This window comes from Bradyrhizobium sp. (assembly GCF_050014615.1).
In the GTDB taxonomy this organism is placed as follows: domain Bacteria; phylum Pseudomonadota; class Alphaproteobacteria; order Rhizobiales; family Xanthobacteraceae; genus Bradyrhizobium.
On sequence record NZ_JBEKCZ010000207.1, the window covers coordinates 1 to 13,008 of the forward strand.

General features: G+C 62.5%; 12 protein-coding genes and 1 pseudogene. 11 read left to right on the forward strand and 2 right to left on the reverse strand.

What is annotated here, in order from left to right:
• Positions 1-47 precede the first annotated feature (47 nt).
• The gene (locus ABR948_RS24855) at positions 48-431 is read right to left on the reverse strand and encodes a VanZ family protein (protein ID WP_428123103.1); all 384 of its coding nucleotides are present in this window, start codon (positions 429-431) and stop codon (positions 48-50) included.
• A gap of 113 nt (positions 432-544) precedes the next feature.
• Between ABR948_RS24855 and ABR948_RS24860 the strand changes: the two genes are divergently transcribed.
• The 11 genes and pseudogenes from ABR948_RS24860 (at position 545) to ABR948_RS24910 (ending at position 12,539) form a co-directional block, all read left to right on the forward strand.
• Entirely contained in the window at positions 545-1,210 is a 666-nt protein-coding gene (locus ABR948_RS24860) for a metallophosphoesterase (protein ID WP_428123104.1), read from the forward strand.
• Between the two features lie 272 nt (positions 1,211-1,482).
• On the forward strand, positions 1,483-2,151 hold the full coding sequence (locus ABR948_RS24865) for a response regulator transcription factor (RefSeq protein WP_428123105.1): 669 nt from the start codon (positions 1,483-1,485) through the stop codon (positions 2,149-2,151).
• Positions 2,151-3,521, forward strand: a complete 1,371-nt coding sequence (locus ABR948_RS24870) for an ATP-binding protein (RefSeq protein ID WP_428123106.1) — start codon at positions 2,151-2,153, stop codon at positions 3,519-3,521. The genes ABR948_RS24865 and ABR948_RS24870 overlap by 1 nt, the downstream gene beginning before the upstream one ends.
• A gap of 152 nt (positions 3,522-3,673) precedes the next feature.
• Positions 3,674-5,037 (forward strand): annotated as a pseudogene (locus ABR948_RS24875) (hypothetical protein).
• Positions 5,038-5,105: 68 nt separating this feature from the next.
• Positions 5,106-5,375: a hypothetical protein gene (locus ABR948_RS24880; protein ID WP_428123107.1), complete on the forward strand. Its 270-nt coding sequence runs from the start codon at positions 5,106-5,108 to the stop codon at positions 5,373-5,375.
• 137 nt (positions 5,376-5,512) lie between these two features.
• Positions 5,513-6,616, forward strand: coding sequence for a c-type cytochrome biogenesis protein CcmI (ccmI, locus tag ABR948_RS24885; protein ID WP_428123109.1), 1,104 nt, complete (start codon positions 5,513-5,515; stop codon positions 6,614-6,616).
• 123 nt (positions 6,617-6,739) lie between these two features.
• On the forward strand, positions 6,740-7,273 hold the full coding sequence (gene ccmE / locus ABR948_RS24890) for a cytochrome c maturation protein CcmE (RefSeq protein ID WP_428123116.1): 534 nt from the start codon (positions 6,740-6,742) through the stop codon (positions 7,271-7,273).
• Positions 7,270-9,252, forward strand: a complete 1,983-nt coding sequence (locus ABR948_RS24895) for a heme lyase CcmF/NrfE family subunit (RefSeq protein WP_428123111.1) — start codon at positions 7,270-7,272, stop codon at positions 9,250-9,252. The genes ccmE and ABR948_RS24895 overlap by 4 nt, the downstream gene beginning before the upstream one ends.
• Positions 9,253-9,256: 4 nt before the next feature.
• Complete coding sequence (locus tag ABR948_RS24900; protein ID WP_428123112.1) at positions 9,257-9,751, forward strand: cytochrome c-type biogenesis protein; 495 nt, start codon at positions 9,257-9,259, stop codon at positions 9,749-9,751.
• Between the two features lie 191 nt (positions 9,752-9,942).
• Complete coding sequence (locus ABR948_RS24905; RefSeq protein WP_428123113.1) at positions 9,943-11,538, forward strand: Do family serine endopeptidase; 1,596 nt, start codon at positions 9,943-9,945, stop codon at positions 11,536-11,538.
• Between the two features lie 320 nt (positions 11,539-11,858).
• Positions 11,859-12,539, forward strand: coding sequence for a winged helix-turn-helix domain-containing protein (locus ABR948_RS24910; protein ID WP_428123114.1), 681 nt, complete (start codon positions 11,859-11,861; stop codon positions 12,537-12,539).
• Between the two features lie 114 nt (positions 12,540-12,653).
• Here the strand turns inward: ABR948_RS24910 and ABR948_RS24915 are convergent, their stop codons facing one another.
• Positions 12,654-12,890, reverse strand: coding sequence for a helix-turn-helix domain-containing protein (locus tag ABR948_RS24915; protein ID WP_428123115.1), 237 nt, complete (start codon positions 12,888-12,890; stop codon positions 12,654-12,656).
• Positions 12,891-13,008: the final 118 nt, after the last annotated feature.

Genomic DNA, 13,008 nt, shown 5'->3' on the forward strand with positions numbered 1-13,008 from the left:
GTCAAGATTCAACCTCGGCGTCTAAATCGTCCGCCATTGGCACCCCACTATCTGATGCGGCTCAAGCTAGTCCGCAACAGAAGCAACATCAGCTGACTAGCGCTGATTCCGCAGATGCCGCCCGCGGCTTTCATGACGGCGTCAAGGACGCGGGCATGGCGGTCCGGTGTCAGCAGTTGCAACGCCTCCAATCCGAAAGCGCTTCCCGCAACGATGGCGATGACGAGGAGAAAGCGGTTTGGGTAAGCCAAACCGAACGCAAGTCCCATCAGCCCAAATGCTGCGAAATGTTCAAGCTGAGGGCCCGCGACGACAGGGCGGGAGTCAATTGGGGACAGTGTCGCATACACAATGAAAGCGAATGCCAGCCAGCCTGCAGCAATGGATACCCTTTGAATCATCGTCGGTAGATAAGCTACAACTTGTTTCATCTCAATCTTTCACCCGCCATACCCGTCGGTTCCCGACATGAATGGCGGAACATCGTTAACCCCGGTATATCCGGATTAACCTAAAACAATCCGGACGGCACCGCAGCAGCCCGATGAGTCTGACCTACGTCATCCCGGACATTCACGGCCGACATGACCTTCTCAACGACGGTCTGGCCGAAATCACCGCGCGTAGCGAGACCGGCGTCATTGTCACGCTCGGCGACTACGTCGACAAGGGGCCGGAAAGCAAACAAGTCGTTGACCGGCTAATGTCAGGCGTGGCCCAGGGCTGGAGTCTGGTGGCGCTCAAGGGGAACCATGACGCCCTGATGGTGGAGGCGCTGCGCGATCCGTCGAAGCTGGCGGCGTGGATCGCCAAGGGCGGTGATGCCGCGCTGGCCTCCTATGGCGGCGATCCCGCCGCCGTGCCGGAAGTCCACATCGCCTGGCTCGATCGATTGCGACTGATGCATGTCGATGCTCATCGCATCTACGTTCACGCCGGTGTCGATCCCGAAATCGCCCTGGATCAGCAGAGCGAGGCGACGCTGTTGTGGAAGCGTTATCCGAAGGGATTCCCCGGCGGGTTCGGCGATCTGCACGTCGTTCACGGCCATGATAATTTCCCCGAGGGGCCGCTATTGTACCAAGGCCGCACCAACCTGGACACGCTCGCCTGGCGAACGGGACGGCTGACGATCGGAGTTTTCGATGATGACAGGCCGGGCGGCCCCGTCGATTTCATCGTGATCCGGGGATCGCCGGCGGGGCGTTAGTCGGCCCGCGCTGGCCCACCCTATTGGGGCTTCCGATTCGGCGTGTTAGTCATTTGGACCGCTCGCCAGAGCCTTCGCAAAGGCCAGCGCCGCCAGCGGCGGGAACCGCAGGGCGCGATCGAATATCGGCAGGAAGATTGGTATTGCGGAATATTGGTAATACGGTTGTGAAGAAAAAGTAACGCACGGTAACCGCCCTGTTCATAGCTCATTCACGCTGGCGGGCCTCATCTTGATGGCAGAAATTGTGCGGCTCACATCTGGAGATCACCTTGCGCCTGCTCGTCGTTGAAGATGATCCGGACCTCAATCGTCAGCTGACGACCGCGCTGACCGACGCCGGCTATGTCGTTGATCGCGCCTTCGATGGCGAGGAGGGACACTTTCTCGGCGACAGCGAACCCTATGATGCGGTCGTGCTCGACATCGGCCTGCCCAAGATGGACGGCATCTCGGTGCTGGAGGCCTGGCGCCGCAACGGGCGCGCAATGCCGGTGCTGATCCTCACCGCGCGTGATCGCTGGAGCGACAAGGTGCAGGGCTTCGACGCCGGAGCCGACGATTATGTTGCCAAGCCATTTCATCTCGAGGAAGTCCTGGCCCGGATGCGCGCGCTGCTGCGCCGCTCCACCGGTCACGCCCAGTCCGAACTGACCTGCGGACCGGTTTCGCTGGACACCCGCACCGGCCGGGTCAGCGTAGCAGGCAATCCGATCAAGATGACCTCGCACGAATATCGGCTGCTGGCCTATCTCATGCACCATACCGGGCGCGTGGTGTCGCGCACCGAGCTCGTCGAGCATCTCTACGATCAGGATTTCGACCGCGACTCCAATACCATCGAAGTGTTCGTCGGCCGTATTCGCAAGAAGCTGGATGTCGATATCATCCAGACCGTGCGAGGGCTTGGCTATCTGCTGACGCCGCCAACGCCAAGCTGATGCGCGGCAGTTCGCTCGCCACCCGGCTGTTTCTGTCCGCGACCGCCTGGGTGGTGGTCATTCTCGTCATCACCGGCGTCGTGCTGTCGTCGGTGTACCGTGATGCCACCGAGCGCGCCTTCGACCGCCGCCTCAACCTTTATCTGCGCACCCTGGTCGCCGAAGTCGCAACCCCCGACGAGCCGCCTGACCGTCAATTCCAGTCGCTCGGCGAACCCCTGTTCGAACTGCCGCTGTCCGGCTGGTACTGGCAGATCACCCGCACCGATTCCGACAAGCCCGAGGTGCGCGCGTCGCGCTCGCTGTGGGACAAGAAGCTGCCGAAGCTCGAAGATCATGGTGCCGACTTGACCGCGGCCGGCATCCGCCTTGGCTATGTCGAGGGCCCCGAGGGCCAGAACCTGCGGATGGTGGAGCGGCCGGTCGATCTCGGCGCCGACGGCAAGTTTCTGGTCAACGTGGCCGGCGACGCTACCGAGATTTTCGACGAAACGCGCAGCTTCGATTACTACCTCGGCGGCACATTCGTCGCCCTTTCGATCGTGCTGGTACTGACCACGATTTTCCAGGTCCGCTTCGGCCTGGCGCCGCTCAAGCGCATTTCAGATTCGATCGCCGACATTCGCTCCGGCCGTGCTGAGCGGCTCGAGGGTGAATTTCCCGTCGAGATCGCGCCGCTGGCGCGCGAGACCAACGCGCTGATCGATGCCAATCGCGAAATCGTCGAGCGGGCCCGGACCCATGTCGGCAATCTCGCGCACGCCATCAAGACGCCGCTGTCCGTGATCGTCAACGAGGCCTCCGCGCACGGTGCCGATCCGTTCGCAGCGAAGGTTCTGGAGCAGGCCGATGTGATGCGCGATCAGGTCGCTCACCACCTGGAGCGCGCGCGAATCGCCGCGCGTCTCACCATCATTGGCACGGTCACTGAAGTGGCTCCCGCCATCGAGGCGTTGCGCCGGACCATGGAGAAAATCCACCGCAGCCGCGGCATCGTCATCGAGGTCGATGCCAACGCGCAGGCGAAGTTTCGCGGCGAGCGGCAGGACCTCGAGGAAATGGCCGGCAATCTTGTCGACAACGCCTGCAAATGGGCGGCGTCGCGCGTATTCATCGAGGTGCTGGTGGAACGGCCGGTCGGCGCCGGTCCGATGCTGCGAATCATCGTCGACGACGACGGGCGCGGGCTCTCGGCGGCCGAGCGTGCGCAGGTGTCGCGCCGCGGTCAGCGGCTGGACGAGTCCAAGCCGGGCTCCGGGCTGGGGCTGTCGATCGTGATTGACTTGGCGGCCCTGTATGGCGGCAGCCTGATCCTCGGCAGCGCGCCGATCGGGGGGCTGCGCGCGGAACTGGTGCTGCCGGGGGTATAGAGGGTCCGGGTTTACCCCGTTACCTCAAGCAGAGCAGCGATCAATGCTGTCGCGTACGGATCATTCCTAACGACTTCTTAACGTGGGCGCTTTTATTATTGGCGGTGGACGCGCGTTGCCGTCCGCGCGACACAAGCATGCATACCGGGCGCATGGGCCAGACATCGAACGAGCGGCTGAGGGAATATCTCGCACAGCTTCCGCCGCAGTCGCAGGCGCTGCTGATGCGGGAGTTCGAGCGCGCCATCGAGCGCGGCGAGGACACCACGGTCGCCAGCTTCGTGCTCGAACAATTGCGCAAAATCGTGCGCGGAACCGACGAGGAGGCACGGCCGCGCACCGAAGATCCGACGCGACTGTTGTTCCGTCCGCTGGAGCCTTTTCTTGTCGAGGGCAACCTTCCGGTGAGGCCCGGGCAGGTTCGCCGCGCCTCGCTGTTGCCGGTGTGGCAATGGTTAGTCCGGGAAGGAGCGCCGGAGCAGGTAAAAGTGCTCGAGAGGGCGCTGTCGCAGGGGCCCGAAACTGGAACAACGTCCGATATCGAGGCGGCGGTCCGAAAACTGCACCTGTGCAGGGCGGCGACCAGCGGCGCGCGCTGGCCCGGCTTGGCTCACCCGACGTGATCGAGGATCTGCTGCCGATCGGTTCGGTCTTGCAGGCCCGCGAGGCGATCGACACCCTCAACAGCCGGCTTCCCAGCTATTTGCGGGTGTTCGGGGAGTCGCAGATCGCCTCGGTGGGCACGGCGCTCAACGTCCCCTCGCTGCAAACCCCGCAATTGCTGCCGTTTGCGCTGTCGCTGGTGATGCAGCGGTTGACCGCGCCGTGGCAGATCATCCGGCTTGCCATCAAGATGGCCGCGTCTGACGATGAACTGCGCGTTGCCGCCACGCCCTATGGCGTTGCCGTCACCCTGGCCCTGCACGATCTGTATTGCCTGGCAGTAAGCCTGCGGGTGGATATCAAACGCGGACATTTCGAAAACGTCGCCGAACATCTCAAGATCCTTCATGACGGCGTGCGGGGGTTGCGGACCGAACTCGATCTTCGCAACGATTCCACCTGGGGCAGACGGTTGGTGGCGATCCGGGCCGATATTTCAAACACCCTGCAATCGGAAATCGACAGCGTGCCTGGCCGTGTCCGGCGTCTGCTGCGGCAGCGATCCGACAAGGATATCCCCATCGGTGTCCAGGTCGATGCCAGCGAAGTCGAGGAAACCGCGGCATTGATCGATTTCGTCGCGGTATGCCGCACCTATGCCAGCGAACTCGCCATCAATGAGGTCACGCTGCGGACCTATTCCGATCTGCAACACTATGTCGAACAATCGACCGAGGCGCTGGTGCAATCCCTGCGCGCCAGCACCGGCAAGAGCCGCCCCTATCGTCAGGCGCAGGTCGCCGCGGCAATTCGTTTCTGTGACGTCTTATTCGGCCACGATTACGCTTCGCTGATGAGCAGGGCGGCTGAAAACGCGGCTACCGTCGAACGCAAGCCATCGCGCGCCGGATAAAAAGATAGTGTAAATCAAAATTACAATTTGCGGTTGACCAAATGCGGCCGGGGACGTACCTATTCGGTATGAATCCAGTCATCAATTTCGTTGAACTTGAAAACCGCGTGATCTCGGTAACCTATCGAAACCTCATGATCGGGGCGAAGGTTATGCTTGTCGATAAGACCAGCGGGGAACAATTGCCCGATCCGGTTGTCAGGATTACCTCCCCGGTGCCGGTTGGCTCGCTGCGGATCAGCCTGCCGGCCTCGGTCAAGTCAGGGAACTACTATCTGAAGGTGCTAAACGGGCATGGCCAGTTTGCCGCACAAAGCGTCGGGTTTTCCGTCGCCTAACAGCCGATTTTCTCTGGATTTTCTGGATTTGTTTGCCACGTCGGCAAATTGACAATTGTCAATTGCCCGGCTTGCCGCCAGTGGTGTAAAGCGGCGGCATCGGCGCTGGTTAGTGCCGTTCCACCGGAACCCGCTTGATGACGCTGTGGTTTGTGTTCGCGCTGATGACGGCTGCGGCGATCTTCGCCGTGCTCTGGCCGTTGAGCCGTGGCAGCCGGCCCCCAAATGACGGCAGCGAGGCGGCCGTCTACAAGGATCAACTTACCGAGATCGATCGCGACGTTGCCGCTGACCTGATTGGCGCCTCCGAGGCGCAGGCGGCGCGTGTCGAAATCAGCCGTCGGCTGCTTGCCGCGGCGGATAATCAGCGCGATCCACCCTCCGGATCGAACGTCAGGCTGCGCCGTGCGGCGGCGGTCATAGCCCTGGTTGGACTTCCGATCGTGGCGGTCGGATTTTATTACCCGCTTGGCTCGCCACGTCTCGCCGATTTTCCCTTGGCGCAGCGCACCAGTGCGCCTGACGCGACGCAGCCGCTCGACAATCTGGTGGCACAGGTCGAACAGCACCTGAAAAATAACCCGGCCGACGCTCGCGGCTGGAACGTGCTCGCGCCGGTGCTGGCAAGACTGGGCCGTTACGACGATGCGGTGCGGGCCTATCACAATTCGATTACCTATGGTGGCGACAGCGCCGAGCGCCGGGCCGATCTTGGTGAGATCCTTACCGCGGCAGCTGGTGGCGTTGTCACGGTAGAAGCCAAGACCGAATTCCAACGCGCCGTCGCGCTCAACGCAGACGACGTCAAGGCCAGCTACTTCCTCGGCCTTGCCGCCGAGCAGGACGGCCGTCCCGCCGAGGCCGCCACGATCTGGCGCACGATGCTGGAGAAGGCACCGGCGAATGCGCCGTGGCGTCCGCTGGTCCAGGGTGCGCTGGTGCGCGTCGGCGGTTCCCCCGCTCCGGTGCTGTCAAACGATGCGATGGCCGCGGCAAAAGACATGAATGAGACCGACCGCAACGCGATGATTCGTGGCATGGTCGAGCGTCTGGCCGCCCGATTGAAGCTGAACGGCGACGACGTCGAGGGATGGCTGCGGCTGGTACGGGCCTATATGGTCATGGGCGACCAGGACAAGGCAAAGGGCGCGCTGACGGAGGCCCGTCAGGCCGTTGCCAACGATCCGGAACGGCTGCGGCAACTGAATGAGGGCCTGAAAAATCTCGGGCTTGATGGATGAGCATGATGCCGAAAAGTGTGAAGCGGTTTTCGGACAACATCATGCGTAGGAATAAAGGCGCATGATGCCGAAAAGTGTGAGCGGTTTTCGGACAACATCATGCGCGAGAGCAAGAGGCCACGCATGACGCGCAAGCAGCGGCGGTTGACGATCATCGGCGGTTCGCTCGCGGTACTCGCGGTTGCGGCGGCGCTGGTGCTGAACGCGCTGCGTGACTCCATCGTGTTCTTCTCGACGCCGGCGATGGTCGCCGAGAAGCACATTCAGGCGGGCAAGCGTTTCCGGCTCGGCGGCCTCGTGCAGCCGGGCTCGCTGGTGCGTGGCGACAACCTCGCGGTCACTTTCCAGGTTGCCGACGGCAGCGCCACCTTGCCGGTGTCCTACAAGGGCATTCTTCCAGACCTGTTTCGCGAAGGGCAGGGCGTGGTCGCAGAAGGCGCGCTTGACGCCGCCGGCGTGTTCAAGGCCGACACCGTGCTTGCCAAGCATGACGAGAATTATATGCCCAAGGATGTCGCCGACGCGCTGAAGAAGCAGGGGCACTGGAAAGACGATTACGGCGCGAAGCCGGATGACGACGCAAAAGCCGGAGCCGGCCTCGGAGCGTCGCGCGCGGCGCAAGGTGCCGCGCAGATCGGACAAGGAGTGCAGCGGTGATAGCGGAAGCCGGACATTACGCGCTGGTGCTGGCGCTGGCACTGGCCCTGATCCAGTCGACGTTGCCGATCTTGGGCGCGCGCTGGCGCGATCCCGCGCTGATGAATGTCGCGCGCTCGGCTGCGCTGGCGCAACTGCTGTTCGTCGGAGCGTCGTTCGCGGCGCTGGTCACGCTACACGTCACCTCGGATTTCTCCGTCGTCAACGTGTTCGAGAATTCGCATTCGCTCAAACCGCTGATCTACAAGATCACCGGCGTATGGGGCAACCACGAGGGCTCGATGCTGCTGTGGGTGTCGATCCTGGCGCTGTTCGGTGGCCTCGTCGCGATGTTCGGCAACAATCTGCCGCTGTCGTTGCGCGCCCATGTGCTGGCGGTGCAGGCCTGGATTGCCAGCGCATTCTACCTGTTCATCCTGATCACCTCGAATCCGTTCCTGCGCATCGCCAATCCGCCGATCGAGGGCCGCGACCTCAACCCGGTGCTGCAGGATATCGGCCTCGCGGTGCATCCGCCGATGCTTTATCTCGGCTATGTCGGATTCTCGATCTCCTTTTCCTTCGCCATCGCGGCGCTGATCGAAGGCCGGATCGACGCCGCCTGGGCGCGGTGGGTGCGGCCCTGGACGCTGATGGCCTGGATATTCCTCACGCTGGGCATCGCCATGGGCTCGTACTGGGCCTATTACGAACTTGGCTGGGGCGGTTGGTGGTTCTGGGATCCGGTCGAGAATGCCTCGCTGATGCCGTGGCTGGCGGGCACAGCGCTGCTGCATTCCCTGGTGGTGATGGAAAAGCGCAATGCGCTCAAGGTCTGGACCATCCTGCTGTCGATCCTGGCGTTCTCGCTGTCGCTGCTTGGCACCTTCCTGGTGCGTTCGGGCGTGCTCACCTCGGTACATGCGTTTGCGACCGATCCGACGCGCGGCGTATTCATCCTGCTGATTCTATGCATTTTCATCGGCGGCAGTCTCTCGCTCTACGCCTGGCGGGCGTCGACGCTCAAGCAGGGCGGTCTGTTCGCGCCGATCTCGCGCGAAGGCGCGCTGGTACTCAACAATCTGTTTCTCACCACGGCCTGCGCGACCGTCTTCATCGGAACGCTCTATCCATTGGCGCTGGAAGTGATCACCGGGGACAAGATCTCGGTGGGCGCGCCATTTTTCAATCTCACCTTCGGGCCGCTGTTCCTTCCGTTGATGATAGCGGTGCCGTTCGGGCCGTTGCTGGCCTGGAAGCGAGGCGATCTGCTCGGCGCGGCGCAGCGGCTGATGGCGGCCGGGATCGCGGCGCTGATCATGGTCGCGGTGGTATGGGCATGGACGAGCGGCGGCGGCGCCTTCGCGCCGCTCGCGATCGGGCTTGCCGTGTTTGTGATCGTCGGTGCGTTGAGCGACCTTGCCGAGCGTACCGGCCTGTTTCGCGTGCCGCTGGGAACCGTTGCGCAGCGCGCCCGCGGGCTGCCGCGCTCGACCTGGGGCACGGTGTTTGCCCATGCCGGCGTTGGCGTGGCCTTGATCGGGATCGTCTGCGAGACCACCTGGAACAGCGAATATATCGGATCGATGAAGTCAGGTGATGTGGCCGTTATTGCCGGCTACCAATTGAAGCTCGATGGCGTGACACAGCGCCAGGGACCAAATTTTCGCGAAACGGTGGCGCACTTCAGCGTTCTGCAACACGGCGAACTGCTTGATATGATGACGCCGTCGAAGCGCAGTTTCAGCACGCGGGCAACGACGACAACCGAGGCCGCGCTACTGACGCGAGGCGCAAGCCAGCTCTACGTCTCGCTGGGCGATATCGCTGGCGACGGCACGGTCGCGGTGCGGATTTACCACAAGCCGCTGGTGTTGCTGATCTGGTTTGGCCCGGTGCTGATGGCGTTCGGCGGTATGTTGTCGCTGTCAGACCGGCGGCTGCGGGTCGGCGCGCCGAAGCCCGCGAAATCCCTGCGCGGATTGCAGGCGGCGGAGTGATGCTTTGAAACGAATCCTTTCCTGCGTGTTCGCGATCGTCGTGATGGCGGGGTCTTCGGCTTACGCGGTGCAGCCCGACGAGATCATGTCCGATCCTGCAAAGGAATTGCGGGCACGGGATTTGTCGCGCGAACTGCGCTGCATGGTGTGTCAGAACCAGTCGATTGACGATTCCGAAGCGCCGCTGGCGCGTGATCTGCGGCTATTGGTGCGCGAGCGCATCGCGGCCGGCGACAGCGACGCGCAGGTCATCGATTTTCTGGTCGCGCGTTACGGCGAGTTCGTGCTGTTAAAGCCGCGGCTGAACCCTCACACTTGGTTACTCTGGCTGTTGCCGCCGCTGGCGCTGGCCGGAGGCGGGGTCGCGCTGTGGGCACATGGCCGGCGCCGAACGAAATCCGACACAACGCAAGACGCTTCGCTGTTCAAGCTGACGGCCGACGAAGAAGCGCGGCTGGAACGGCTGATCGCGGAACCCTCGCCGGACAAGCCGGTTTAGCGCGGCGCTAATCGCGTTTTGACCCTGCGATAAGCCGTTTTGGCCCCTGCGATAAACTGCCGCATTCAATCGCGCATTTATTACAAAACTTTAATTCCCCCGCCAGCGCGCTGTAAGGCGGAAATCCCCATGTTCAGAACCACAAGGTGCTTGCCCCCCGCACCGTCGATTCAGGCTCTGGAGATGTTCGTATGACCGACCGACCCACCGATTTTTCGTCCCTTCCGTCTTATCAAGCGCCCCGCCGCTCGCTCTTTTCCGCGCGCAAGTTCGCGTTGATGGCTTCGGTCGTCGCCGGCCTCGGGGTTGCCGTTTACGGCTTCAGCCCGTCGTCGGGCCCGGTTGATATTTTCACCAGCACCGCGCACGCGCAGGTCAACAACGAAGTCCGCAAGGTTGCGCAGCCGGTCGGCTTTGCCGACATCGTCGAGCGCGTGAAACCTTCGGTGATCTCGGTGAAGGTCAACATCAACGAGAAAGTCGCCAAGAACGACAGCGCCGACAACAATGATGATTCGCCGTTCCAGCCGGGATCTCCGATGGAGCGCTTCTTCCGCCGCTTCGGCGGACCCGATGGCATGCCGCCCGGAATGCGCGGTGGACCGCGTGGAGGACGCGGCGCGGTGACCGGTCAAGGCTCCGGCTTCTTCATTTCGCCGGATGGCTACGCCGTCACCAACAACCACGTCGTTGACGGTGCCGACAAGGTCGAAGTCACCACCGACGACGGCAAGACCTATTCCGCGAAGGTGATCGGCACCGACGCGCGTACCGACGTTGCGCTGATCAAGGTCGAGGGTGGCTCGAACTTCCCGTTCGCCAAGCTTTCCGACGGCAAACCCCGGATCGGTGACTGGGTGCTCGCGGTCGGCAATCCCTTCGGCCTCGGTGGCACGGTCACGGCCGGCATCGTCTCGGCCAGCGGCCGCGACATCGGCAATGGCCCGTACGACGATTTCATCCAGATCGATGCGCCCGTGAACAAGGGCAACTCCGGTGGTCCGGCCTTCAATACCGAAGGCGAAGTGATGGGCGTCAATACCGCGATTTATTCGCCGTCTGGCGGCAGCGTCGGTATCGCATTCTCGATCCCGGCCTCGACCGTGAAGACCGTGATTGCGCAGCTCAAGGACAAGGGTTCCGTCAGCCGCGGCTGGATCGGTGTCCAGATTCAACCGGTCACCGCTGATATCGCCGACAGCCTCGGCCTCAAGAAGGCGGAAGGTGCGCTGGTGGCGGAACCCCAGGCCAACGGTCCGGCGGCCAAGGCCGGTATCGAATCCGGCGACGTGATCACCGCGGTCAACGGCGAGACGGTCAAGGATGCCCGTGAACTCGCCCGCACCATCGGCGGTCTCGCGCCCGGCGCTGCGGTGAAGCTCAACGTGCTGCACAAGGGCCAGGACAAGGTGGTCAACCTCACTCTCGGCCAGTTGCCGAATTCGCTGGAAGCCAAGGCCGACACCGATAATGGCGACAAGGGTGGCGCTACCCGCGGAACCGACGTGCCGAAGCTCGGTCTGACGCTCGCGCCCGCCAATAGCGTTGCCGGGGCCGGCAAGGACGGCGTGGTCGTGACCGAGGTCGATCCGAAGAGTGCGGCGGCCGAGCGTGGTTTCAAGGAAGGTGACGTGATTCTCGAAGTCGCGGGAAAGAGCGTTACCAATGCCGGAGACGTGCGCGAAGCGATCAATGCCGCCCGCACCGACAACAAGAACAGCGTTCTGATGCGCATCAAGAGCGGCGGGTCGTCGCGCTTCGTCGCGGTGCCGCTGGCGAAAGGCTGAGCGCCTGACAGCATGATCCGGAAAAGTGGGAACCGGTTTTCCGAAAAGATCATGCTCAAACAGAGATGGAGGGTGTCGCCGGCAATAGTCGCCCCCGCCGACGGCTCTTTCCGGGGGGCGGGCCAAAAGCTCGCTCCCTCAAGTTACCTTCCGGTGGAATACGCCCCCCTCCGTCGGAAGGTCAAAGGGCGGTGAGGTCCCCCAGCTTCACCGCCCGCTTTTTTTTGGCTCAATGGAGTGCTCCCGGTCGCCTTGCATGAGGCTGCCGACCGCGCCATGGTGATAGAAAGCTGCCTCACTTGACCGTGACTGACACCCAGATGCGCCTTTTGATCATCGAAGACGACCGCGAGTCCGCCGACTATCTGGTCAAAGCGTTCCGCGAAGTCGGTTACATCGCCGATCTGGCTGGCGATGGCGAGGAAGGCCTGGCCCTCGCCGATAGCGGCGACTACGACGTGCTGGTGATCGACCGGATGCTGCCGAAACGCGACGGACTGTCGCTGATCGGCTCCCTGCGTGAGAAGGGAAATCGTACCCCGGCGCTGATTCTCTCGGCCCTCGGACAGGTCGACGACCGCATCAAGGGCTTGCGCGCCGGCGGCGACGACTACCTGCCAAAGCCCTATTCATTCGCCGAATTGCTGGCGCGGGTCGAGGTGCTGTCGCGCCGCCATGGCGGCCCCGCCGAGGAAACCACCTATCGTGTCGGCGATCTCGAACTCGACCGGCTTTCGCACCGGGTGGTGCGCGGCAAGGACGAATTGACGCTGCAGCCGCGCGAATTCCGTCTTTTGGAATATCTGATGAAGCACGCCGGGCAGGTAGTGACGCGGACCATGCTGCTGGAAAACGTTTGGGACTATCATTTCGATCCGCAGACCAACGTCATCGACGTGCATATTTCGCGGCTGCGCTCCAAGATCGACAAGGGTTTCGAACGGCCATTGCTTCACACCATTCGCGGCGCGGGATACATGATCCGTGATGGAATCAGATAAGCCACAATAATTGTTGCGCTTTTTTCGGCGTATTGTTTTTAGTTGCCAATTATTTACCGCTTCTTCCGACCGTCAGTCGGCTCCCGCAGCACCGCCGAAAAGTAAAAGCCCCGTCTAAGCGGGGCTTTCTACAATCGGCTTCCGGGCGTCCGGCAGCGTTTTGAGCCATACTCTTAAATCGTCCGGCAGGATGATCGTACGCCTCCCGTGCTTCTTGGCCTTGAGATCACCGCTGGCGATCGCCTCGCGAATGGAGGTCAGCCCGATCCCGGTGAGGGCGCTTGCCTCCTCAGGTGACACCGAGAGCCTTTCCGAGAGCGGTACCTTTCCCTTCTGCCCGAACTCGTTCATCACATATGCCCCTTATCGTTTGCGAGCCACAACGATGTTGCTAGTCGCGTCGCCCTTGTCCTCGACCTGCGATCCCGATCTACCCGCACACTGGCAATCGCTGGATTTATCCGAGATT

Excerpts from the sequence above, each read along its gene's own strand:
- ABR948_RS24860 (WP_428123104.1), top strand. The coding sequence starts at position 545 with ATGAGTCTGACCTACGTCATCCCGGACATTCACGGCCGACATGACCTT.
- ABR948_RS24910 (WP_428123114.1), top strand. The coding sequence starts at position 11,859 with ATGCGCCTTTTGATCATCGAAGACGACCGCGAGTCCGCCGACTATCTG.
- ABR948_RS24905 (WP_428123113.1), top strand. The coding sequence starts at position 9,943 with ATGACCGACCGACCCACCGATTTTTCGTCCCTTCCGTCTTATCAAGCG.
- ccmI (WP_428123109.1), top strand. The coding sequence starts at position 5,513 with ATGACGCTGTGGTTTGTGTTCGCGCTGATGACGGCTGCGGCGATCTTC.
- ABR948_RS24855 (WP_428123103.1), bottom strand. The coding sequence starts at position 431 with ATGAAACAAGTTGTAGCTTATCTACCGACGATGATTCAAAGGGTATCC.
- ccmE (WP_428123116.1), top strand. The coding sequence starts at position 6,740 with ATGACGCGCAAGCAGCGGCGGTTGACGATCATCGGCGGTTCGCTCGCG.
- ABR948_RS24915 (WP_428123115.1), bottom strand. The coding sequence starts at position 12,890 with ATGAACGAGTTCGGGCAGAAGGGAAAGGTACCGCTCTCGGAAAGGCTC.
- ABR948_RS24870 (WP_428123106.1), top strand. The coding sequence starts at position 2,151 with ATGCGCGGCAGTTCGCTCGCCACCCGGCTGTTTCTGTCCGCGACCGCC.
- ABR948_RS24880 (WP_428123107.1), top strand. The coding sequence starts at position 5,106 with ATGAATCCAGTCATCAATTTCGTTGAACTTGAAAACCGCGTGATCTCG.